Source organism: Achromobacter sp. JCM 18799, assembly GCF_055395645.1.
In genome coordinates this window covers 1,586,613-1,607,225 of record NZ_AP043866.1, presented here as the reverse complement: position 1 = coordinate 1,607,225, position 20,613 = coordinate 1,586,613, and the positions used below count along the sequence as shown (strand labels likewise).

At 64.6% G+C, this 20,613-nt stretch carries 25 protein-coding genes; 8 read left to right on the top strand and 17 right to left on the bottom strand.

Going from position 1 to position 20,613, the window contains the following annotated elements:
• Positions 1-55 precede the first annotated feature (55 nt).
• From ACZ5YA_RS07680 to ACZ5YA_RS07625, 12 genes are all read right to left on the bottom strand, one after another.
• Positions 56-1,069, bottom strand: coding sequence for an ABC transporter ATP-binding protein (locus ACZ5YA_RS07680; protein ID WP_464092302.1), 1,014 nt, complete (start codon positions 1,067-1,069; stop codon positions 56-58).
• On the bottom strand, positions 1,066-2,073 hold the full coding sequence (locus tag ACZ5YA_RS07675) for an ABC transporter ATP-binding protein (RefSeq protein WP_054456313.1): 1,008 nt from the start codon (positions 2,071-2,073) through the stop codon (positions 1,066-1,068). Before ACZ5YA_RS07675 ends, ACZ5YA_RS07680 begins: the two co-directional genes overlap by 4 nt.
• Entirely contained in the window at positions 2,070-2,987 is a 918-nt protein-coding gene (locus ACZ5YA_RS07670; protein ID WP_059373243.1) for an ABC transporter permease, read from the bottom strand. Before ACZ5YA_RS07670 ends, ACZ5YA_RS07675 begins: the two co-directional genes overlap by 4 nt.
• Complete coding sequence (locus ACZ5YA_RS07665; RefSeq protein WP_054456315.1) at positions 2,984-3,958, bottom strand: ABC transporter permease; 975 nt, start codon at positions 3,956-3,958, stop codon at positions 2,984-2,986. Before ACZ5YA_RS07665 ends, ACZ5YA_RS07670 begins: the two co-directional genes overlap by 4 nt.
• Positions 3,955-5,418, bottom strand: a complete 1,464-nt coding sequence (locus tag ACZ5YA_RS07660) for an NAD(P)-binding domain-containing protein (RefSeq protein ID WP_059373241.1) — start codon at positions 5,416-5,418, stop codon at positions 3,955-3,957. The genes ACZ5YA_RS07665 and ACZ5YA_RS07660 overlap by 4 nt, the downstream gene beginning before the upstream one ends.
• Positions 5,415-6,392: a LysR family transcriptional regulator gene (locus tag ACZ5YA_RS07655; RefSeq protein WP_059373239.1), complete on the bottom strand. Its 978-nt coding sequence runs from the start codon at positions 6,390-6,392 to the stop codon at positions 5,415-5,417. The genes ACZ5YA_RS07660 and ACZ5YA_RS07655 overlap by 4 nt, the downstream gene beginning before the upstream one ends.
• 216 nt (positions 6,393-6,608) lie before the next feature.
• Positions 6,609-6,866, bottom strand: a complete 258-nt coding sequence (locus tag ACZ5YA_RS07650) for a hypothetical protein (RefSeq protein ID WP_059373237.1) — start codon at positions 6,864-6,866, stop codon at positions 6,609-6,611.
• A gap of 75 nt (positions 6,867-6,941) precedes the next feature.
• Positions 6,942-7,172 (bottom strand): hypothetical protein, encoded by a 231-nt coding sequence (locus ACZ5YA_RS07645; protein ID WP_054456318.1) that lies wholly within the window; start codon positions 7,170-7,172, stop codon positions 6,942-6,944.
• A gap of 306 nt (positions 7,173-7,478) precedes the next feature.
• The gene (locus ACZ5YA_RS07640) at positions 7,479-7,805 is read right to left on the bottom strand and encodes a hypothetical protein (protein WP_251879704.1); all 327 of its coding nucleotides are present in this window, start codon (positions 7,803-7,805) and stop codon (positions 7,479-7,481) included.
• A gap of 130 nt (positions 7,806-7,935) precedes the next feature.
• Positions 7,936-8,535 (bottom strand): OmpA family protein, encoded by a 600-nt coding sequence (locus ACZ5YA_RS07635; protein WP_464092301.1) that lies wholly within the window; start codon positions 8,533-8,535, stop codon positions 7,936-7,938.
• 2 nt (positions 8,536-8,537) lie between these two features.
• A complete protein-coding gene (locus tag ACZ5YA_RS07630) occupies positions 8,538-9,038 on the bottom strand; it encodes a hypothetical protein (RefSeq protein WP_280016250.1) in 501 nt (166 codons plus the stop codon).
• A 155-nt stretch (positions 9,039-9,193) separates the two neighbouring features.
• On the bottom strand, positions 9,194-9,379 hold the full coding sequence (locus tag ACZ5YA_RS07625) for a hypothetical protein (RefSeq protein ID WP_059373231.1): 186 nt from the start codon (positions 9,377-9,379) through the stop codon (positions 9,194-9,196).
• Positions 9,380-9,572: 193 nt separating this feature from the next.
• On the opposite strand from ACZ5YA_RS07625, the gene ACZ5YA_RS07620 reads away from it, so the two are divergent.
• Positions 9,573-10,292 carry a carbonic anhydrase gene (locus ACZ5YA_RS07620; protein ID WP_280016248.1) on the top strand — a complete coding sequence of 240 codons (720 nt, stop codon included), beginning with the start codon at positions 9,573-9,575 and terminating at the stop codon, positions 10,290-10,292.
• Between the two features lie 122 nt (positions 10,293-10,414).
• A complete protein-coding gene (locus ACZ5YA_RS07615; protein WP_059373226.1) occupies positions 10,415-10,684 on the top strand; it encodes a hypothetical protein in 270 nt (89 codons plus the stop codon).
• Positions 10,685-10,742: 58 nt separating this feature from the next.
• Here the strand turns inward: ACZ5YA_RS07615 and ACZ5YA_RS07610 are convergent, their stop codons facing one another.
• On the bottom strand, positions 10,743-11,123 hold the full coding sequence (locus ACZ5YA_RS07610; protein ID WP_118932162.1) for a DCC1-like thiol-disulfide oxidoreductase family protein: 381 nt from the start codon (positions 11,121-11,123) through the stop codon (positions 10,743-10,745).
• 108 nt (positions 11,124-11,231) lie between these two features.
• A complete protein-coding gene (locus tag ACZ5YA_RS07605) occupies positions 11,232-12,182 on the bottom strand; it encodes a GlxA family transcriptional regulator (protein ID WP_251879708.1) in 951 nt (316 codons plus the stop codon).
• Between the two features lie 118 nt (positions 12,183-12,300).
• Here ACZ5YA_RS07605 and ACZ5YA_RS07600 point away from each other — a divergent pair, with 118 nt between their 5' ends.
• A complete protein-coding gene (locus ACZ5YA_RS07600) occupies positions 12,301-12,894 on the top strand; it encodes a LysE family translocator (RefSeq protein ID WP_464092300.1) in 594 nt (197 codons plus the stop codon).
• Between the two features lie 94 nt (positions 12,895-12,988).
• Here ACZ5YA_RS07600 and ACZ5YA_RS07595 read toward each other — a convergent pair whose 3' ends face one another.
• The gene (locus ACZ5YA_RS07595; RefSeq protein WP_464092299.1) at positions 12,989-13,630 is read right to left on the bottom strand and encodes a DUF2239 family protein; all 642 of its coding nucleotides are present in this window, start codon (positions 13,628-13,630) and stop codon (positions 12,989-12,991) included.
• Positions 13,631-13,820: 190 nt separating this feature from the next.
• Here ACZ5YA_RS07595 and guaB point away from each other — a divergent pair, with 190 nt between their 5' ends.
• The 5 genes from guaB to ACZ5YA_RS07570 all read left to right on the top strand — a co-directional run bounded on the left by guaB (position 13,821) and on the right by ACZ5YA_RS07570 (position 20,131).
• Positions 13,821-15,281: an IMP dehydrogenase gene (gene guaB, locus ACZ5YA_RS07590; protein WP_059373216.1), complete on the top strand. Its 1,461-nt coding sequence runs from the start codon at positions 13,821-13,823 to the stop codon at positions 15,279-15,281.
• Between the two features lie 118 nt (positions 15,282-15,399).
• Positions 15,400-16,992, top strand: coding sequence for a glutamine-hydrolyzing GMP synthase (gene guaA, locus ACZ5YA_RS07585; protein WP_059373213.1), 1,593 nt, complete (start codon positions 15,400-15,402; stop codon positions 16,990-16,992).
• A gap of 458 nt (positions 16,993-17,450) precedes the next feature.
• Complete coding sequence (locus ACZ5YA_RS07580) at positions 17,451-18,530, top strand: IS630 family transposase (protein ID WP_005801445.1); 1,080 nt, start codon at positions 17,451-17,453, stop codon at positions 18,528-18,530.
• A gap of 9 nt (positions 18,531-18,539) precedes the next feature.
• Positions 18,540-19,478, top strand: a complete 939-nt coding sequence (locus ACZ5YA_RS07575) for a hypothetical protein (protein WP_464092298.1) — start codon at positions 18,540-18,542, stop codon at positions 19,476-19,478.
• A gap of 104 nt (positions 19,479-19,582) precedes the next feature.
• The gene (locus ACZ5YA_RS07570) at positions 19,583-20,131 is read left to right on the top strand and encodes an AAA family ATPase (protein WP_119451347.1); all 549 of its coding nucleotides are present in this window, start codon (positions 19,583-19,585) and stop codon (positions 20,129-20,131) included.
• Positions 20,132-20,192: 61 nt separating this feature from the next.
• On the opposite strand, the gene ACZ5YA_RS07565 is transcribed toward ACZ5YA_RS07570, so the two are convergent.
• Together ACZ5YA_RS07565 and ACZ5YA_RS07560 are read right to left on the bottom strand one after the other, a co-directional pair.
• Positions 20,193-20,345: a hypothetical protein gene (locus ACZ5YA_RS07565; protein WP_464092297.1), complete on the bottom strand. Its 153-nt coding sequence runs from the start codon at positions 20,343-20,345 to the stop codon at positions 20,193-20,195.
• Between the two features lie 3 nt (positions 20,346-20,348).
• On the bottom strand, positions 20,349-20,555 hold the full coding sequence (locus ACZ5YA_RS07560; RefSeq protein WP_464092296.1) for an aminoglycoside adenylyltransferase domain-containing protein: 207 nt from the start codon (positions 20,553-20,555) through the stop codon (positions 20,349-20,351).
• Positions 20,556-20,613 lie beyond the last annotated feature (58 nt).

Here is a 20,613-nt window from a genome sequence, read left to right as displayed (position 1 = left end):
CTTGGTATAGGGGGAACTAGCGGTTAATTCGGGCGCCGCGGCGCGGCGGCTGGGTTCACGCCATGTCGTTCAGGTGACAGGCGCTCAGGTGGTTGATGGCGATTCCCTTCAAGGTGGGAACCTCGGTCTTGCAGCGCGGCATCGCATACGGGCAGCGCGGATGGAAATGGCAGCCTCCCGGCGGATTCAGCGGGCTGGGGATCTCGCCCTTGATCGCGGTAAAGGTCTTGTGGCGCGACTTCAGGCTGGGGATCTCGGCCAGCAGGGCCTGCGTGTACGGGTGGTTGGGGTGGCGGAAGACTTCTTCCACCGAGGCCGTTTCCACCACGCGGCCCAGGTACATGATCACGACGCGGTCGGACAGGTGCTCGACCACGCCCAGGTCATGGCTGATGAAGAGATAGGTCAGCCCCAGGTCTTCGCGCAGGTCCATGAAAAGGTTCAGGATCTGCGCCTGGATCGACACGTCCAGCGCGGCCACGGCCTCGTCGCACACCAGCATGGTGGGCTGCACGGCCAGGGCGCGGGCGATGCCGATGCGCTGGCGCTGGCCGCCGCTGAACTGGTGCGGATAGCGCTGGCGCAGCGCGGGGTCCAGGCCGGCGCGTTCCAGCTGGGCGCTGACGTAGTCGTCGAAGTCGCCGTTGCCGACCAGGCCGTGGATGCGGGCCGCTTCGCCCACGATCTCGTCCACGCGCAGGCGCGGGTTGAGGCTGGCGTAGGGGTCCTGGAAGATCATCTGCACTTGCAGGCGCGCGGCATGGGCCTGGGCCGAGTTCATGTCGGCCGGGCGCACGCCGTTGATGCGGATCTCGCCACCGGAGGGCGTCAAGAGGCCGGCCGCGATGCGGCCCAGCGTGGACTTGCCGCAGCCGGACTCGCCGACCAGGCCGACCACTTCGCCGGGGTTGACGATCAGGTCCACGTTGTCGACGGCGCGGGTCACGGCGGGCGGCTTGGACAGGCCCAGGCGCTGCATGGCGCGCGTCGCGGGGCCGGTGGGGCGTTCGCCGAAACGCTTGCTGACTTGGCTGAGATCAATCAGCGGGGTAGGGGCGGTCGTGCTCATGCCATTACCTCGCTGGTCTGGATCGTGGGGTGGAAGCAGCGCACTTTGTGTTCGGGCAGGGCCTGGGTGATGCCGGGCTGCTGGCCGCAGGCGGCGGTGGCGCGCGAGCAGCGCGCCGCGAAGGCACAGCCCGCGGGCAGGTTGAGCAGGTTGGGCGTCATGCCGGGAATCTGGCGCAGGCGTTGGCCGCGCCGGTTGTTGCTGGGCAGGCTGTCGATCAGGCCCACGGTGTAGGGGTGCTGCGGACGGTCCAGCACGTCGTCGACGGTGCCGTGCTCGACGATGCGGCCGGCGTACATCACCGCCACGTCGTCGGCCAGGCCGGCCACCACCGACAGGTCGTGGGTGATCCAGATCAGGCTGGTGCCGTGCTGTTGCGCGAGCTTCTGCACTTCGGACAGGATCTGCGCCTGGATGGTGACGTCCAGCGCGGTGGTGGGCTCGTCGGCGATGATCAGGTCGGGCCGGTGCAGCATGGCAATCGCAATGGCCACGCGTTGGCGCATGCCGCCGGACAGCTGATGCGGGTAGGCCAGCAGCCGTTCCTCGGGGCTGGGGATGCCCATCATGCCCAGCGTGTCGCGCGACAGGGCGCGGGCCTGGGCCGCGCTCATCTTGTTGTGGGCGCGCACGGTCTCGATCATTTGCGCGTCCACCCGCAGCACGGGGTTCAGCGTCATCATCGGATCCTGGAAGATCATGGCGATGCGGTTGCCCTGCAGCTTGCGCAGCTCGCGTGGCGCCAGCTTGGTCAGGTCGCGGCCCTGGAACAGCACCTCGCCGCCGACGATGCGGCCCGGCGCGTCGACCAGGCCCATGATGGAGAAGCCCGTGACGGACTTGCCCGAGCCGGACTCGCCGACCAGGCCCAGGATCTTGCCGCGTTCCAGCGTGAAGGAAACGTCGTCCACGGCGGGCAGCACGCCCGCGCGGGTATGGAAGTGGGTGCGCAGGTTGCGCACCTCCAGCGTCGGCGCGCCGGCAGTATGGCGGTCGGCGCTCATTTGTGGGTCCTCGGGTTCAGCACGTCGCGCAGGCGGTCGCCCACCAGGTTGATCGCCACGATGGTGATCAGGAGCGCGATGCCGGGGTAGAAGCTGATCCAGTATTCGCCGGACAGCATGGTCTGGAAGCCGTTGGAGATCAGCAGCCCCAGCGACGGTTCGGTCACGGGCACGCCCAGGCCCAGGAAGCTCAAGGTAGCTTCCAGCGTGATGGCGCGCGCGATCTGCAAAGTGCCGATGACGATCAGCGGCGGCAGGCAGTTGGGCAGGATGTGCTTCAACATGATGCGCCAGTTGGGGATGTCCAGGCAGCGGGCGGCTTCCACGTATTCGCGGCGGCGCTCGACCAGGGCCTGGCCGCGCGCGGTGCGGGCGTAGTAGGCCCATTCCAGGATCACCAGCGTCAGCACCACGTTGCCCACGCCCTTGCCCAGGTAGGCCAGGATCATCATGGCGACCAGGATGGACGGGAACGACAGGATCAGGTCGACCAGGCGCATGATCAGGGCGTCGACCTTGCCGCCGGCGTAGGCGGCCAAGAGGCCCAGCAGCGTGCCGACGATGCCGGCGATGAGGGCCGAGCCCACGCCCACCACCAGGCTGATGCGCAGGCCGTACAGAATGCCCGAGAGCAGGTCGCGGCCCTGGCCGTCGGTACCCAGCCAGTAGTGGAAGGTGTCCAGGCCGTTCATGCTGCCCGGCGGCAGGCGCGCGTCCAGCACGTCGATCTGCAGCAGGTCATAAGGGTTCTGCGGCGCGATCCAGGGCGCCAGGATGGCGGCCAGGATCAGCAGCGTGGCGACAGCCAGGCCCAGCACTGCCGTCTTGGACGACATGAACTCGGCCAGGTTGCGCCGCCACGGCGATTCGCGGCGCAGCGCGGGGGTAGGGTTCGGGGTAGATACGGCGCTCATGCCGAGGCCTCCAGCCGCACCCGCGGGTCCAGCACTTTATAAAGAATGTCCACGATCAGGTTCAGGGTCACGAACAGGCACACCACCACGATCAGGTAGGCCACGATGACGGGGCGGTCCAGCGCGTTCAGGCTGTCCAGGATCAGCTTGCCGGCGCCGGGCCAGGCGAAGATGCTTTCCGTGACCACGGCGAAGGCGATGGTGGAGCCCAGCTCCAGGCCCAGCACCGTCACCAGCGGAATCATGGTGTTGCGCAGCACGTGCACACAGACCACGCGCATGGGCGACAGGCCTTTGGCGCGCGCGAACTTCACGAAGTCCAGCGGCAGCACGTCGCGCACGCCGGCGCGGGTCAGGCGGATCACCAGCGAAATCTTGAACAGCGACAGGTTGAACGCCGGCAGGATCAGGTGGCGCCAGCCGTCGGCCGTCAGCCACGACCACTGGAAGCCCAGGAACTCCACGGTTTCGCCGCGGCCGCTGGCCGGCAGCCAGCCCAGCGACACGCTGAAGGTCATGATCAGCATCAGCGCGATCCAGAACGTCGGCAGCGAGAAGCCGACGATGCTGCCCGCCATGATCATCTTGGCGAAACGGCTATCCGGATACAGACCGGCGTACAGGCCCAGAGGCAGACCCACCACCACGGCCAACATCATTGCGGCGATGGCCAGCTCGAACGTCGCCGGCAGGCGCTGGATCACCAGTTCGACGGCAGGGATGTTGTAGACGAAGCTGTTGCCCAGATTGCCGTGCAGGGCGCCGTTCAGGAACGCTAGATACTGTTCCCACAGCGGCTTGTCCAGGCCGAGTTCGGCGATGATGCGGGCGCGGTCCACCTGGTCCACGTCCTGGCCGATCAGGATGTCCACCGGATTGCCGATGGCATGCAGGCCCACGAAGACGATCAGCGTCATCAGGAAGACCACCACCGCGGCTTGCGCGATGCGGCGCAGCAACCAGCCCGTCATTGCGCGGTCTCCGCTTGCGGGGCCGGGGCCGGCGTCCATTCGTCACCGAACACCTCGGGTTCGGAGAACGCTTCCATATTGGCGTAGTGCGTCTCCACGTCCTCGCGGTAGAACAGGCCGGCGATGCCTTGCGCCAGGCGCTTGGCGCCTTCGCTGATGGCCGGGATGTCGCCCGAGATCGTGCCCTGCGTCAGCGCTGCCGGGTAGGAGAAGCAATGCACGCGGTCCAGGCCGGGACAGGCGCCCGGGGTCTTTTCCTGCAATTCGAACACCGCGCCCAGGTCGGGCGAGTCATGCAGTTCCTGGTCTTCTTCGCCGGCCGGCGGCACGTAGCGGTCGCCCCAGGCGCGCACGTGCGGCGCCAGCGCGGCGAACTCCGGACGCACGGTCCAGTCGATGCGGAAACCCGTGGAGAAGATCAGGAAGTCCAGCACGAACACGCCCTTGGGCGTGGTGACGTGGATCTCGTCGCCGACCAGCGCCAGGTCCTGCACGCCGCAGCCCAGATTAAAGCGGGCGTTGGGGTGGCGCGAGACGCGCAGCGTGCTGCCGCGCGGCGGCGGCACCTGGGCGGCGTTGATGTAGTGGCGGATCTTCCACTTCCATTCGTCGGGCAGGGTCAGGTGGCCGTGGGTCAGGCCGGGGTTACCCGCGCCCTTGCCCTTGTTGATGCGCGGAATGTCGTTGCGGCGGATCAGCAGGTCTACGCTGGCGGCGCCGGCTTCCAGCGCGGTGCCCGCGCTGTCCATGGCCGACGCGCCCGCGCCCACCACGCCCACGCGCTTGCCGGCCAGGGTGTTGTAGTCCATCACGTCGGACGAATGCGCCCAGCGGTTGCGCGGCAGCTTCTTCGAAAAATCAGGCACATAGGCGCCGCCCAGGCCGTCGCGGCCGGTGGCCAGCACCACCCGGCGCGCCAGCACCGTGCTGCGTCCGGCGGGGGATTCGATGTCCAGCTGCACCAGCTGGTCGGCGCGCGGCAGCACGGCCAGGATGCGGTGCTCGTTGCGCACATCCAGTTCCAGCGCGCGGCGGTACCAGCGCAGGTAATCCATCCATTGCAGGCGCGGGATCTTGTCCAGCGCTTCCCAGGCCTCGGAACCGAACTGGGCTTCGAACCAGGCGCGGAAGGTCAGCGCCGGCAGGCCCAGCGCGGGGCCGGTCAGCTGCTTGGGCGAACGCAGGGTTTCCATGCGGGCGGTGGTGGCCCAGGGACCTTCATAGCCTTCGGGCGCCTGGTCGAAGATCGGGGCGTTGATGCCCAGGTGCTTGAGCGAGGCGGCCGCGGCCAGGCCGGCCATGCCGCCGCCGACGACGGCCACGTCCAGCACGGGCTGGCCGTCGACGAGGCGCGGCGTGACCCAGTTCTTGGCGGGGATCTCCAGCCAGGACAGGTCTTGCCGCAGGCGCGCTTCCAGCGCGGCTAGGCCTTGCGGCGGGGTGGCTACAGGCTGATTCATATAGCAGGGGATTCCGTAAGAGGGGCGTCGTCGCCATAGATCGACTGCAGCAGCGCCGAATGTTCGGCGGCGTCGTGCAGGGCGAAGCCGGGCAGCAGGGCTGCGGCGGCTTGGGCCAGCGCGTCGACCATGGCCTGGCAGGCTGGCGTCGGCGTTTGCGACTGCGGGGTGATGACCCCGAAGAAAAAGGGAATGTCCAGGTCGATGGGCCGGATCGCCACGCCCGGCATGGGGGCGCCGTAGGCGGTGATCGGTTCCAGCACCGACACGCCCAGTCCGGCGCGCACGGCGGCCAGGGCGTTGACGGACGAATTGGTTTCCATGGTGCCCAGCGTCTGGGCGTTCTGCGCCAGCGCGGCGTCCAGGCGGCGGCGCAGGCGGTAGGGATTGGCCATCGTGATCATGCGGCGTCCAGCCAGCGCGGCGACGGGCACCACGGCTTGTTGCGCCAGCGGATCGTTTTCCGGCAGCGCGACCACACAGGGCGCTTGCCCGATCCAGTGCACCGTCAGGCCGCGATGCTCCAGCGGCAGGCTGGTCGCGCCCAGTTGCGCGGCGCCCGACAGCACGGCATGCACCACGCGCTCGGGCGAGGCGCTGCGCAACTGGATGCGCGCGGCGCCGATCCGGTCCTCGATGCGCTTGAGCGCGTCGGGCACCAGGCCCGCCGCCAGGGCGGAGGTGGCGGCCATCAGCAGCGGCTGGGCCTGGCCGCGGGCGATTTCATCGGCGCGGCTGCGGATCTGCTGCATGCCCGCCAACGCGCGCTCGACGTCGTCATACAGCAGGAAGCCCTGCTCGGTGGGCGTCACGCGAGGGCCGCTGCGCGCAAACAAGGGATAGCCGATCTCGGCTTCCAGTTCCTGCAACAACCGGCTGATCGCCGGCTGGGAGCGTCCCAACAGCCGGCCGGCAGCAGTGACGCTGCCCGTGGACATGACGGCCGCGAAGGCCTCGAGTTGACGAAGTTCCATCTGAATTGATTTATGCCAAGGACGAATTCTTGCCCGGCAAGTATGCGCTTTGCAAATAATTAAAGCGCATAAGTAAATTCCCTGACGGGGTTTTCCTCAGGGAATTTCATAACTGCTAGTTATTTCAAGGATTTAGAGCGCAAGCGGCTCAGCAGCCCGTATCGGGCTGGCGGCATGCGGGTGCGCGCGGAGAACCCGCGGGCGCGGAGATCCTGATCAGGCCCGGGTGCGCAGTGCGTCTGCAACCGAGTCCAGGGAGTACCCCAGGTTCTGCAGGACTTTGGCCGTGGCCGTGCGCGTGAATTCATCGGACGCGGTCTTCATGAACGCCGCGATCAATTCTGGATGCTCTCGGGCGTAGCCCCCACCGAAAACCGCATCGATCTGGGTTTCGGCTGCCCGCAGATAGCTTTCGGTACGGCTTTGGGCAAGCGTGAACAGAGTGTCAAGGTTCGCTTCAATGAACTCGGGCATGAGAGGTCTCCAATGACGGCGGCAGGCCATTTCAAGGCTAGCACCAGGCCCTTGCGCCTGCCAACGATCAGAAGTTCAAGAATGCCCGCGCCCCTCGCGCCGGTAGTACAGATAGCGTTCGATTTCCGCCTGTTCCACCGCCGGTTCCAGCGAGCGCCACCGGACCACGTAGCCGCGATGCGCAGGCGGCATCCAGCCCAATACGGAGTACATCGTGACTTCGGTCTGGCCAGTATTGAATTCCGTCTCGAAGAATCCCTGGCGACCCGGCGGCTCGCTGCCGCAAATCCAGCTGGAATCTGGCATGGCGCTCTCCCGTACGGCTTCAATCCTACGCGCCGGTCCGGGAAATGGCATACGTTCTAGCCCCGATGCGGGCCGCGCCTGCCTTGTGTTAGAAACGTGGATGGGGCTCTTGCGGCATGATTGCCGCGATCTTTGCGAACCTTTGCAGTTCGATTTGGCGGATGCCGGTAGTATTCGTCCATCGAACCTCAGGAGCCCGTCATGCACAGTCAGCAACCCGCGCCCGAGCCGAACAAGCGCCGTTGGCCTTTTGGCTACGGCGAAGAGGAGTAGTCCGGCTGCCCTAGCCGATACGCGCAATCATGCTCACCGGACGCCCGGAAACGCATTCACCCAGGTGATCGTCACGTCGGGAAAGGCATCCACCAACTGGATCTTGAAGTCCGGGAAGCTGTCGACGATTTTCCATTCGCCGCAACTGTCGGCGAAAGCGTCGACCTTCTTCACCGACAGGTCGGCAAACGCGCTGACCACCTTGACCTTGATGTCGGGGAACGCGGTGACGATCTTCACCTTGCCATATAGCGGGACACCTTTGTAGGTGCAGTTGGCCTTGTTCAGCTCGCCGGCCACGGCGGCAAATGGAGCAGCCAGCAGGGCGCAAGCAAGGACGGCTCGGTGGATGAGGCGCATGGGAGTACTTTCTGCAACGCCGGCACGCGTCGGCGACATGGGGACAATGACGCGCGCATAGTACCGCAGGCCGTGCGAGGTCTGTGGCGCAATGATGCGGCCACCTATGCGGCAACCTCGCCCCTTGCGCTCAGTGCTTGGGCAGCACGAACTCCACCCTCCGGTTCTGCGCCCGTCCTTGCGGATTGTCCGCGCCATTGGCCAGCTTGTTCGATTGGATCGGCTGGGTATCGCCGTATCCCTTGACGGTCAGCCGCGACTTGTCCACGCCATGATTCGCCAGCCATTGCGCCACCGCCTGCGCGCGGCGCAATGACAGATCCTTGTTGTAGGAGGCCGAGCCTTTGGAGTCGGTGTGGCCTTCGATGCCGACGGTGCCGCCCGAACTGGATTGGATCAGGCTGGCGATGTCCCGCAGCGTAGGTTCGGCGGCCGGGCGTATGGCGGTCTTGTCGAAATCGAACAGCACGTCGCCCAGCATGGCGACGGTCACGGCGTTCTTGTCCTGCCGCACCGACAGGCCGTCGTGGCGCGCGGCCAGTCCGTCTATCTGCGCGTTCAGGTCCGATATGCCGCCGCTGGCATCGGAAGGCAGCCCCTTCAGGTCCAGGATGGTGGCCTGCAGATCCAGGATCTCGGCCTTGTAGGGTGGCTCCTGCGCCATGGAGCCGCTGGCGGCGGCGAGCAACGCCGCGGCCAGCAGAGTGGACGTGCCCGGGTAGCCGGCCATGGCTAGCGGTCGGTGATCTTGATGGCGTCGAAGGTCTCGACGCCAGGTATCGTCAACGAGACCTCTTTGATCTCTTTGGGCGGGGCGGGGAACTTCCCCTGCCAGGAGCCGGCGATCGGGGCGTCCTTCTCGGTCCGGATCATCAGTTTGGGATTGGTCAGCGGCTTGTCGTTGCTGTCTCTCAGCAGCAGATGCTTCTTGTTGCCGGCGACCACGTAGAAGCTGTTTTCATAGTCGCTCTTGCTGATCTGCGGATAGAGCATCTCCGTCTTGCCCATGACGACGGGCTTGAACCGTACCTTGATGGACAGGATGTCGCCGCTGCGCACCGCTTCGATGACCTGGCCCTCGGCGCTGCCGGAGTCGGTCAGGCCGGTGGCCAGCGGCGCGGGAGCATCGGCCTGGGCTTGGGCAAAAACGGTCTGGCCGGCTGCCGCCACCATCATGCCCAAACCCAGGGCACAGGCGGCGGCTGTCTTTCTGATCGGAATCACGATAAGCATCCTTTGTCGTTGAAAACCATTCAGGGCAGGGCGTGCGGACCGGGACTCATCCTTTCGGTCCCGTCCAAAGTCCAACGCAAGATGGTCCAACTTTCAGGCGCTTATTTCAGTTCGATGTTTTTCCAAGACGTTACGGAATCTAGCCGACGCGGGCCTCATCCGCCGCGGTGCCCGTGGTAGCGCGGCGCGGCGACGCTGCGGACGTTTTCCTTGTGCTGCGAGCCGACCAGGGCCTTGCGCCGGGCTTCCTCATGCTGGTGATCCGCGCGGGCGCGTTCCTTGTCGGCCTGCGCGTCTGGCGCGGCGTGGGAGGGATTGGGGTGGGGAGTGTTGGGCGTCATGGTGCGTACCTATTAAGCAGGTGACGCGGCATATGCCGCTTTTCCACATTACGCCCCTCATCCGTGTTTCTCAAGCGGCGGTTACGGCGCTTTTTTTGATCCTGGCGGCGCGATGTTTGAGCATTTGAAGAGGCCGCGGCAGCACAATGGTCCTGCGCTGGTTTCCCGGATGTTCTTCTTTGAGGAGAGCTTCATGTGCGACTGTTCTTCTTTCGCCAATTCCCCGCAGTTCAACCGCCGCCGCTTGCTGTTCGGCGCCGCAGCGATCGCCGCGGTCGGCTCTTCAGGCTGGCTGGGCGATGCCCAAGCCGCCGTGCCGTCAAACGATATCGGCCCCGACGAGGCCTTGAAGCGCCTGATGGCGGGCAATGCCCGCTACGCCGCCAACAAGCCGAACATGCGGGACTATTCCGCGGGACGCGCCGCCCGCGCCGTGAAGCAAAAGCCCATCGCCGCCATCCTGGGCTGTTCGGACTCGCGGGTGGCGCCGGAACTGGCTTTCGACCAAGGGCCGGGCGACCTCTTCATCGTGCGCGTGGCCGGCAACTTCGTGAACGAAGACGGTCTGGCCAGCCTGGAGTACGGCGCCCTGGTCCTGCGCGCGCCGCTGATTCTGGTGCTGGGCCACGACAACTGCGGCGCGGTGGACGCGACGGTGAAGGCATGGAGGGACAAGACCGAACTGCCGGGCCATCTACCCGCGCTGGTGAATGCGCTCAAGCCCGCCGTCGAGCTTGCGGACAAGTCGGGCGCGAAAGACCTGGTGGCCGCGGCGGTCCAGGCCAATGTGCGACTGACGGTCGAACGCCTGAAAACGGCGCAGCCTCTCTTGCAGGAGATGGTGCAGCAGAAAAAGTTGGGAGTGGTCGGCGGCGTGTACAGCCTGGCCACGGGCAAGGTGACATTGGTTTGACGCCAGCGCAGGGGGCGGCTGAACTCCAGCGCCGGCCGGCCCCGCAATGGTGAGAATTGCTGAGCTTTAAGCGTTTTTCCCTTCGTAATATCCGATGAAAGGATACTGAAAGGGGAAGGGGCATGGGGGCGTGTGAAAAATGCGAGGCTATCGTCACGGACCGGCGCGATGCGCCCGGTCATGACAACCTGATCAGCCTGGGCGTGGTGCGGTCGACGGGGCAGCAGCAACGCGGCGTGCAGCACGAAGCGTACACCTGTGCGGTGTGCGGCACGGATTGGGATTATCTCCACGACAAGCGCGATCCGGCTTCGGGGTGGCGCCGTTCCGATGCGGGCGTGCACACGGAAACGGCCGCAGCGCCTTTGGCGAGAGCCGTCGGTGCCGCGTAGCGCGGCGCGCCGTCTTTAATCAGATCCCGTTCCCGCGTCGGCTCAGCGGCCGGCGCGGCTACATCTGCATCTTCTTCTTGCCCAATAGCGTCAGCGCCAGGCTGCGGCCGGTGCGCATGAAGGGATAGAGCGCCGTCGACAGGCAGGGATTGCGGAACACGGCCGCGTTGACGCTGTTGAACAGGTCGTTGCCCGTGCTGAGCAGCGCCAGCCGGTTGATGCAGTCGGCGCCCCAGTAGTCCTGGCCGTCCAGGTGCAGCAGCATGCCCTGGTTCAGATCGTAGCCTTGCGCCTTGTAGGCCACCGCCAGGTCAGGGTGGTCGCGCATGTTCAGCAGATCGATGGGGCCGACGGCCTTCTGCAGTTGCAGCATCCGCACGTAGTTCGAGCAGAAAGGGCAGTCTCCGTCGTAGAGCAGGAAGTTCTTTGCGATGGCCATGATGCACCGTGTGGAAATGCGCGGGCGCGAAAGGCGCGCCTGCCTCTTGCTTCCGATTAAAACGCATATCGCGGCAAGCGCCCACCGCCCGCGTCGTAGGCGCGGAAATCAGCGCATCTGGCGCACGCCGTGCCCCAGGCGCCGGCGCAGCAGGTTGCGCAGCGTGACGCCATCGGCATAGCCGACTTGCGCCGCGATCTGCTCCAGCGACTGGTTGCTGGTCTTCAGCAAATGGGCCGCGCGCTCCACGCGCAGATCCTGGAAAAACGACAGCGGGCTCTTGCCCAGGACCTCCTGCATGCGGCGCGCCAGCGTGCGCTTGCTGGCGCCCAGCGCCTGCGCCGCGGCGTCCAGCGAGAATCCCTGCGCAAGATGCGCCCGGGCCCAGCGCTCGAAGGCCTGCACCAGCGGCTCGGCATGCGTCAGGTGGTCGGTGATGACATAGGCCGACTGCGAGGGCCGCTGGTCCACGATCAGATAGCGCGCCACCAGCGCGGCCAGTTCCGGACTGGCCTGTCGCACCAGCCACAGCGCCATGTCCATGTGGCTGAGCGCCGCGCCCGCGGTCAGCAGCGACGACGAGCGCACCAGCATGCGTTGGTCCTCCAGGTCCACCGCCGGATAGCGCTGCCTGAACAGCGGCGCCAGCCACCAGGTGGTAGTCGCCTTGTGGCCGTCCAGCAAGCCCGATTCCGCCAGCACGAAGGTGCCGATGCAGGCTGCCGCGGTGTTCGCGCCGGGCGCGCGCTGTCGCAGCATGCGGCCGGCGTCGCGCACGTCGGGGCGGTCCAGCGCGGGCAACAGGGTTTCAGGCATCTTGCAGGCGATGGCCGGGATCACGAGCCAGTCGGGGTCCGACGGGTCCGGGCTGCCCGAGACGGGCACGCCGAATCCCTGTGCGCTGCGCACCTTGCGGCGCATGCCGACGATGCGCGCGTCGAACGGCTGGACCGGTTCGGGCAGCAGCGGCGCCAGCTCGTTGGCCGTGGTGAACACGTCCAGGATGGCCGACAGGCCGGTATCGAACACGCCCTCCAGGGCCAGGATCTGGATCTTCATGGCAAGAACGCTATCAAAGATGTCAAAACCGCCAATATTAATCAGGCCGGCCCGGACTCACAATGCGGCTGTCTGATCGCGAGCGCAAACGTGCGCCGCGCCTTGCCGGAGCCGTATCTTGTCTTTTGAAAATCTGTTTGCCCTGGCGGTATTCGCCTTCGTGACCTCGGTTTCGCCGGGACCCAGCAACGTCATGTTGATGACCTCGGGCGCCAACTTCGGCTTCGGCCGGACGTTGCCCCAGGTGCTGGGCATCACCGTTGGCTTCACTACGCTGCTGCTTGGGGTAGGTCTGGGCCTGGGCGCGCTGTTTCACGCCTGGCCGGCCCTGTCGGCAGGCCTGAAGGTAGGGGGCGCGGCCTATCTGCTTTACCTGGCATGGCGCATAGCCCTATCGCGTTCCATCGGTGCGGGGCAGGCGTCTGCCAGGCCGCTCACGTTCATGGAGTCGGCCTTGTTCCAATGGATCAATCCCAAGGCCTGGATCGTCGCGCTGGCCGCGGTTGCGGTTTATGTGGATGCCGCGGCGCCCTGGGCGTCGCTGGCGTGGATGTGCCCGGTGTTCGCGGTGGTGAACGTGCCCAGCGTTTCGCTGTGGGCGGGCTTCGGCGTGGCGCTGCGCGGATTCCTGGCGCAGCCGGGGCGTCTGAAGTGGTTCAACATCGGCATGGGATCGCTGCTGGCGCTGACGTTGTGGCCGATGCTGCGGTGAGGCAAGCCAGCGGCAGCACTGGAGAAAGTGCGGCGAGGACTCCCGTGGCCGCTTTTGGGGGGGGCGGCCTGCGCAGGCCGCGCCCCGACACGGCTCAGTCCGCGGCGGCTTCAGCGGGCGCGCCCCATGCCAGACCCATGGCGTAGCCGCGCACATCCTCGGGCCATGCGGCGATCTGCTGCGTAAAACGCTCGCGGTCGCTGGCATACAGCGCCCGCGTGGCTTCCTCGAAACCGGGCAGGTTGCCGGCCATGCTGGACATGAACCGGTACGCCGCCTCCTGGCGCTCGCGCAGGCGGTCCTGCGCCTCGTTGTCGCGGCGCGCCTGTTCCACCAACTTGCGCAGGACGACCGAAGCGCCGCCGGGCTGCGCGCCCAGCCAGTCCCAATGGCGCGGCAGCAGAGTCACTTCGCGCGCCACCACGCCGAGCTTGGGGCGGCCCCGGCCGCGCGGTTGCGCGTCATCGGCCGCGCCGGCGGGCGCTTCGGGAGCTGGGGCGGCCGGGTCAATGCGGACGCGGTGGCGATCCGCGATGGCGGCATGGCTTCCGCTGAGGTCCAGATCGACCTGTTTGCCGGATAGGTCGTCGAACACGAGGATGGTGGCGTCGCGGCCTTCGTCCATCGCCTGCCTGACCGCGAGCGCCACGTCGGAGAGGGCGCCGGCGGCAAGAATGCGATGACCGGCGAAGGCGGTGTGCGGATCGGCGGGGAGGGGTGTGATTGAGTTGCTCATATTTTATCCGGGTGAAATTCGTGAATGAATTATGATCCGGGTAAAAATAGATGTCAATACACCCGGGTAAAAATAGCGATGCGGAAAAAGCACCACCCTGAGGTACAGAAATATCCCCGAGAACCTAGGGTCAACACCTAGGCAAAACACCCAAGCGGCGTATAATCTTGCTTTGCGCCCGGAGTTACCCATGCGTCTCGTACAAAAAGCGCTCACCTTCGACGATGTGTTGCTGGTGCCTGCGTATTCCGAGGTCCTGCCTCGCGACACTTCCCTGGCTACGCGCCTCACTCGCAACATCACCCTGAATATCCCGCTCGTGTCCGCCGCCATGGACACCGTGACCGAATCGCGCCTGGCCATCGCCATGGCGCAAGAGGGCGGCATCGGGATCATCCACAAGAATCTGTCCGCTGACGCCCAGGCGCGTGAAGTCGCCCGCGTCAAGCGCCACGAATTCGGCATCGTGATCGATCCGGTCACCGTCACCCCCCAGATGAAGGTGCGCGACGCCATCGCGTTGCAGCGCCAGCATGGCATCTCGGGCCTGCCGGTGGTCGAAGGGCGCAAGCTGGTCGGCATCGTCACCAACCGCGACCTGCGTTTCGAAGAGAACCTGGACCAGCCCCTGCGCAACATCATGACGCCGCAGGAACGCCTGGTCACCATGAAGGAAGGCGCCACGCTGGAAGAGGCGCAGTCCCTGATGCACAAGCACCGCCTGGAGCGCGTGCTGATCGTCAACGACGGCTTTGAACTGCGTGGCCTGGCCACCGTCAAGGACATCGTCAAGAACACCGAACACCCGATGGCCAGCAAGGATGCCCAGGGCCAGTTGCGCGTGGGCGCGGCGGTCGGCGTGGGCGCCGGCACTGAAGAACGCGTGGAAAAGCTGGTTGCGGCCGGCGTCGACGTCCTCATCGTCGACACCGCCCACGGCCATTCCAAGGGCGTGCTGGAAGGCGTGCGCTGGGTCAAGCAGAACTACCCCAAGGTTGAAGTCATCGGCGGCAACATCGCCACCGCCGCCGCCGCGCGCGCGCTGGTCGAGTACGGCGCCGACGGCGTCAAGGTCGGCATCGGCCCCGGCTCCATCTGCACCACCCGCATCGTCGCGGGCGTGGGCGTGCCGCAGATCCATGCGATCTCCGAAGTCGCCAAGGCGCTGGAAGGCACGGGCGTGCCCCTGATCGCCGACGGCGGCATCCGTTACTCGGGCGACGTCGCCAAGGCCCTGGCGGCCGGCGCGTTCGCCTGCATGATGGGCGGCATGTTCGCCGGCACGGAAGAAGCCCCCGGCGAAGTCGTGCTGTTCCAGGGCCGTTCGTACAAGTCCTACCGCGGCATGGGCAGCCTGGGCGCCATGACGGACGGCTCCGCCGACCGTTACTTCCAGGATCCGTCCAACAACGCCGACAAGCTGGTTCCCGAAGGCATCGAAGGCCGCGTCCCCTACAAGGGCAGCGTCCTGGCCATCATTTACCAACTGGTCGGCGGCATCCGCGCCTCTATGGGCTACTGCGGCTGCGCCACCATCGACGACATGCGCACCAAGACCGAATTCGTGGAGATCACCTCCGCGGGCGTGCGCGAGTCCCACGTGCACGACGTACAGATCACCAAGGAAGCGCCCAACTACCGCGCCGACTGATCCGTACAGTCAACTACAATGTCATGCATCGCGCACCGGCAGAACCGCAACATGAATCAGCGGTTCTGCCGGTGCGGTTTTATTTACTGCGGTTTTATTCTTTACCGGTAGAGTCTCCATGCACCAGCGCATCCTCATTCTCGACTACGGTTCGCAAGTCACCCAGCTGATCGCCCGCCGCGTCCGCGAAGCCGGCGTCTACTCCGAAGTGCACCCCGGCGACGTCGACGACGCCTTCGTGCGCGACCAGATGGCGCAAGGCCTGAAGGGCATCATCCTGTCCGGCAGCCACGCTTCCGCCTACGAAGAAGGCTCCATGCGCGTGCCGCATGCGGTGTTCGAACTGGGCGTGCCCGTCCTGGGCATCTGCTACGGCATGCAGTCCATGGCGCAGCAATTGGGCGGCGTGGTCAGCTTCTCCGACCACCGCGAATTCGGCTACGCCGAAGTTCGCGCCCACGGCCACACCAAGCTGCTGGAAGGCCTGGAAGACTTTTCCACCGCCGAAGGCCACGGCATGCTGAAGGTCTGGATGAGCCACGGCGACAAGGTCACCGAGCTGCCCCCGGGCTTCAAGCTGATGGCTTCCACGCCGTCCTGCCCCATCGCCGGCATGGCCGACGAAGACCGCAAGTTCTACGCCGTCCAGTTCCACCCCGAAGTCACGCACACCGTCCAGGGCAAGGCCATGCTGGCCCGCTTCGTGAACGAGATCTGCGGCTGCGAAGGCGACTGGAACATGCCCGACTACGTGGCCGAAGCCGTTGCCCGCATCCGCGAGCAGGTCGGCACGGACGAAGTCATCCTGGGCCTGTCCGGCGGCGTGGATTCGTCGGTTGCCGCGGCGCTGATCCACAAGGCCATCGGCGACCAGCTCACCTGCGTGTTCGTCGACCACGGCCTGCTGCGCCTGGACGAAGGCAAGCAGGTCATGCAGACCTTCGCCGAAAACATGGGCGTGAAGATCATCCACGTCGACGCCACCGCCCAGTTCATGGGCAAGCTGGCCGGCGTGGCCGACCCCGAAGCCAAGCGCAAGATCATCGGCCGCGAATTCGTCGAAGTGTTCCAGGAACAAGCCGGCAAGCAGCAGAGCGCCAAGTGGCTGGCCCAGGGCACGATCTACCCCGACGTCATCGAATCCGCCGGCGCCAAGACGGGCAAGGCCACCTCCATCAAGTCGCACCACAACGTGGGCGGCCTGCCGGACACGCTGAACCTGCAACTGCTGGAGCCGCTGCGCGAACTGTTCAAGGACGAAGTCCGCGAACTCGGCGTGGCCCTGGGCCTGCCGCCGCAGATGGTCTACCGCCACCCGTTCCCCGGCCCCGGCCTGGGCGTGCGCATCCTGGGCGAAGTCAAGCACGAGTACGCCGAACTGCTGCGCCGCGCCGACGCGATCTTCATCGAAGAGCTGCGCAACACCAAGGACGAGGCCAGCGGCCTGACCTGGTACGAGCTGACCTCGCAAGCGTTTGCCGTGTTCCTGCCGGTGAAGTCGGTGGGGGTGATGGGCGATGGGCGTACCTACGAATACGTCGTGGCGCTGCGTGCGGTGCAGACGTTTGACTTCATGACCGCCGATTGGGCGCCGCTGCCGCATCCGTTGCTGGCTCGGGTGTCGTCGCGCATCATCAATGAAGTGCGCGGCATCAATCGTGTTGTTTACGACGTGTCGAGCAAGCCGCCGGCGACGATCGAGTGGGAGTGAGTCGGGCGGGAGCTATGCGACTAAAATAAAAAAGAGGTTTGGCCCGCGTAACTGCGGGCTTTTTCTTTCCTGGATGATGCAAATTAGCCAAAAAGGCGGGGCCCACATCGCGGAAAGTACATGTCGCTAGCGCCATGGCAGGGAATGTTGCCGCAGGCGGAGGACCGTGCCGGTCATCTATGTCGAAAGGAATTCGAAGAACATCCATGTCTAGACCTAACATCTGTCTCATCAATATCGACTCCGCACTGAATGCTCTGCCGAAGGCTGACGTGACAGCCGAAATCATTGAAGCGCGGATATCGTCACTAGCCTTCAAGAACTTCGACTCTGTCGAGAAGCGCCTCCGCTTCATGTTGGAGTTTTGTACGCATGAACCTAGTGTGGTGTCTCAAAAATAGATAGAACTATTTTGACCGGTGTTGGTCGAATCAGCTTCCTTATAGGAGACTACGCTGATGGCCCACCCTGGACGCCCCGCCACGAAGCTGCAGATCACCGATGCCGAGCGCGCAGAGCTGCATGCGCGACTGCGCGTACGCAAAGCGCCCGAGGACGAGAAGCTGCGCATGCGAATCGTGCTGGGCTGCGCAGATGGGGAGTCGGGCACCATGATTGCCCAACGCTTGGGCACGACGGTGCAAACTGTCTCCAAGTGGCGGCGGCGCTACCGGGCGTATCGTCTGGCGGGTTTGACCGATGCCCCGCGCGCTGGCCGCCCGCGCAGTGTGGGCGACGAGCAGGTTCAGCTCATTGTGGACAAGGTTCGCCAGAGCAAGCCTGACAACGCCACGCACTGGAGCGTGCGCCAGATGAGTCGGCACGCTGGCGTATCGCCCGCGACGGTGCAGCGCATCTGGCATGCCTTTGGGCTGAAGCCGCACCTGCAAGAAACCTTCAAGCTATCGACGGATCCCCATTTCGTGGACAAGGTACGGGATGTGGTGGGGCTGTATATGGCACCACCCGATCGCGCCTTGGTGCTGTGCGTGGACGAGAAGAGCCAGATCCAGGCTCTGGATCGCACCCAACCAGGGTTACCACTGACGTTTGGCAAACCCAGCACGCGCACGCACGATTACAAGCGCCATGGCACAACGTCGCTGTTTGCAGCGCTGGATGTGGCCACTGGCAAAGTCATAGGACAGCTCAAGCGCCGTCACCGCAGTGTGGAATTCCTGCAGTTCCTCAAAGCCATCGATGCAGCGGTGCCTGGCGAACAAGACATCCACCTGATCATGGACAACTACGGCACGCACAAGACGCAGGCAGTGCGGGCCTGGCTAGCAGCCCATCCTCGCTACCACGTTCACTTCACGCCCACCTCAGCGTCCTGGCTCAATCTGGTCGAGCGTTTCTTTAGCCAGATCAGCGAGCAGTGGATCAAGCGCAGCGCCCACACCAGCGTTGCTCAGCTGGAGCAATCCATACGGGAATACATTGATCGTCACAACGAGGATCCCAAGCCGTTCGTGTGGCATAAAAGTGCGGACACCATCTTGGCATCTGTGGCGCGGGCAGCGAGTACCATTATTTGATGATTACTTTTGAGACACCACACTAGCTTTTGGATAAAGCTGGCCGAAATCTGCGCGGCGGCATATTTCCTGAAAGCTGAAAGGGAGTGGGTGCTTGTATTTCCTGCGACGATTGACTGTGGCTACATGAGAAGTTACCGATTCCAACCACGAAATCTTGCCGCATCACCACAGCAATACTGTAGGAACATTCTGCTTCTGCCGAACTCCGAGGCGCTATACGAATTGGTGGATACGCCTGCGGCGCATCACGTTTTTGACGAATGGCATAAAGCAAAGACCAAGGCCACAGAGCTGCCTACCGAGCTGGTTTCTGGCAGGCTGGCCAACACGAGTGTCGAACGTGCCATGATTTTTAGCCGGGGGGATGGATGTGTGGTTTGCGGTGCTGTTGCAAGCTGCTACGCCGCAACAACCTTTGGTGATCCAGCCTATGCGTTGCTGATTCAGTTGCCGGTTTGTCAAGAGCACCTTAGAGAGGCCAGGGAACATCCAAGTATTTTTTCTTTTTTTGCGTCGCTATTTCATCTGTCGGCCGAGACTGACTATGAACTTTCCACCTATATTCCCGATGATTTGATCCCAGCCATTCATGCGACGATGGCCGATGAGCTTGAGGGGCGCGTGGGCAGTTCGGACAAGCGGGACAGAGGTTGGCATCTTTGGATTGAACTAGAAACCGGATGGAAATGGCTTCTTCGCGTAGGTTCGCTGAGTGACTACGCATACATGCTCTACGAGCCTGGAGTAAAAAAAGAGAGGTATCGTGCCGACTCTGCGCCAGATCATCCTGATCTAAAGTTCTTTCCGATTCATCAGCATTCCTCTCCAGGCAGAAAGCGAGATGAAGTAAGTCCAAGTTTTTTGTACGGTATCCCTTTGTTCGACGTGAAGCGGTTGCGTGACGTCGGGCGAGAGCTCGGAGCCTATGTGGACCACGATGTTTAACCCGTCATAACTGCACTGAACGTCAATGTCCAGCCTTGTATCGGCCTTATCGATCCACCGTACGGATATTGGCTCAACGCACTCGCGGAGACTTTCATCGCACCATGTTCAATCACGGCAAGGAAATCCTGATCCTCACGGGCCCGCCGGGTTCGGGCAAGACCACGGCGGCCGTGGCCCTCGCACAGATGGCTGGTTCGCCGAAGGTTCATCTCCATTCGGACGATTTTTGGGCTTTCATCAAGCATGGCGCCATCGCGCCGTATTTGCCTGAATCCCATGCACAAAATACGGTGGTGATGGATGCGCTTTGCCGGACCGTGTCCGCGTATGCCGAAGGCGGCTACTTCGTGGTTCTCGACGGCATCATCGGTCCGTGGTTTCTGCCCGTATTCGAGGGGCTGGCCCTTACCGTCCATTACGTCGTCCTGAGGCCGCCCTTGAGCGTGGTCATCACGAGGTGCCAGCAACGCGGCGGGGATACGCTGGTCGATCCCGCTGCCATTGCTTCGCTGCATGGGCAGTTCGGTTCGCTGGGGGCGCTAGAGCGGCACGTACTCACGATCGGGGACGACAGTCCGGCTCAACTGCTTGAGCGTTTGATTGATGCGGTCGACGCCGGCGCCTGCGTCTTGCCGCATTCGCTACATTAGGGCCGGTAGAGCATGGGGGCATCGCGTGCCGCGGAAGCGTGCGGCACCCTGCAATCCTCAGCTAGCGGGCGGTGGCGAAAGTCCGTTCAATGCCGGCGCGCGCATGGATGATGAACGCCGCGGTTTCGGCCTGATGCCGTTGTGCCAGATCATCTTCCTCGTGCCCCTGGTAGATCGCCCGCGCCTTGCTCAGCACGGCTCGGTGGGGGGGCAATCTTTACTGCAACCGTGTCGCCGCCAGCTCCTTGGAGGCGATGCCGCCAGGGGCGGCCGTGTACCAGATGCGGGCCAGGGCGAGGACGATGTGCTTTTCGTCGCCCGCCCAGTCGTCGGGCGCGTTCCACTGCGCGACGGTGTCGAGCAGCGCGCGCCTCAGGTCCTCACGGGGCACGGGCTCGAAAACCTGATCGGCTTGCGGCCCCATGATGAGAAAATGCAGTCTGACTCCATTTCCCGACTGTACATGTTCGGGATCCGCAGCG

Bases quoted from the DNA above. Each gene is read 5' to 3' on its own strand.
- ACZ5YA_RS07605 (WP_251879708.1), bottom strand. From the start codon at position 12,182: ATGAAGATCCAGATCCTGGCCCTGGAGGGCGTGTTCGATACCGGCCTG.
- ACZ5YA_RS07560 (WP_464092296.1), bottom strand. From the start codon at position 20,555: ATGGGGCCGCAAGCCGATCAGGTTTTCGAGCCCGTGCCCCGTGAGGAC.
- ACZ5YA_RS07675 (WP_054456313.1), bottom strand. From the start codon at position 2,073: ATGAGCGCCGACCGCCATACTGCCGGCGCGCCGACGCTGGAGGTGCGC.
- guaA (WP_059373213.1), top strand. From the start codon at position 15,400: ATGCACCAGCGCATCCTCATTCTCGACTACGGTTCGCAAGTCACCCAG.
- ACZ5YA_RS07645 (WP_054456318.1), bottom strand. From the start codon at position 7,172: ATGCCAGATTCCAGCTGGATTTGCGGCAGCGAGCCGCCGGGTCGCCAG.
- ACZ5YA_RS07660 (WP_059373241.1), bottom strand. From the start codon at position 5,418: ATGAATCAGCCTGTAGCCACCCCGCCGCAAGGCCTAGCCGCGCTGGAA.
- ACZ5YA_RS07670 (WP_059373243.1), bottom strand. From the start codon at position 2,987: ATGAGCGCCGTATCTACCCCGAACCCTACCCCCGCGCTGCGCCGCGAA.
- ACZ5YA_RS07635 (WP_464092301.1), bottom strand. From the start codon at position 8,535: ATGGCCGGCTACCCGGGCACGTCCACTCTGCTGGCCGCGGCGTTGCTC.
- ACZ5YA_RS07625 (WP_059373231.1), bottom strand. From the start codon at position 9,379: ATGACGCCCAACACTCCCCACCCCAATCCCTCCCACGCCGCGCCAGAC.
- ACZ5YA_RS07680 (WP_464092302.1), bottom strand. From the start codon at position 1,069: ATGAGCACGACCGCCCCTACCCCGCTGATTGATCTCAGCCAAGTCAGC.
- ACZ5YA_RS07655 (WP_059373239.1), bottom strand. From the start codon at position 6,392: ATGGAACTTCGTCAACTCGAGGCCTTCGCGGCCGTCATGTCCACGGGC.
- ACZ5YA_RS07610 (WP_118932162.1), bottom strand. From the start codon at position 11,123: ATGGCCATCGCAAAGAACTTCCTGCTCTACGACGGAGACTGCCCTTTC.
- ACZ5YA_RS07580 (WP_005801445.1), top strand. From the start codon at position 17,451: ATGGCCCACCCTGGACGCCCCGCCACGAAGCTGCAGATCACCGATGCC.
- ACZ5YA_RS07665 (WP_054456315.1), bottom strand. From the start codon at position 3,958: ATGACGGGCTGGTTGCTGCGCCGCATCGCGCAAGCCGCGGTGGTGGTC.
- ACZ5YA_RS07650 (WP_059373237.1), bottom strand. From the start codon at position 6,866: ATGCCCGAGTTCATTGAAGCGAACCTTGACACTCTGTTCACGCTTGCC.
- ACZ5YA_RS07615 (WP_059373226.1), top strand. From the start codon at position 10,415: ATGGGGGCGTGTGAAAAATGCGAGGCTATCGTCACGGACCGGCGCGAT.
- ACZ5YA_RS07640 (WP_251879704.1), bottom strand. From the start codon at position 7,805: ATGCGCCTCATCCACCGAGCCGTCCTTGCTTGCGCCCTGCTGGCTGCT.
- ACZ5YA_RS07570 (WP_119451347.1), top strand. From the start codon at position 19,583: ATGTTCAATCACGGCAAGGAAATCCTGATCCTCACGGGCCCGCCGGGT.
- ACZ5YA_RS07630 (WP_280016250.1), bottom strand. From the start codon at position 9,038: ATGCTTATCGTGATTCCGATCAGAAAGACAGCCGCCGCCTGTGCCCTG.
- ACZ5YA_RS07620 (WP_280016248.1), top strand. From the start codon at position 9,573: ATGTGCGACTGTTCTTCTTTCGCCAATTCCCCGCAGTTCAACCGCCGC.
- ACZ5YA_RS07595 (WP_464092299.1), bottom strand. From the start codon at position 13,630: ATGAGCAACTCAATCACACCCCTCCCCGCCGATCCGCACACCGCCTTC.
- guaB (WP_059373216.1), top strand. From the start codon at position 13,821: ATGCGTCTCGTACAAAAAGCGCTCACCTTCGACGATGTGTTGCTGGTG.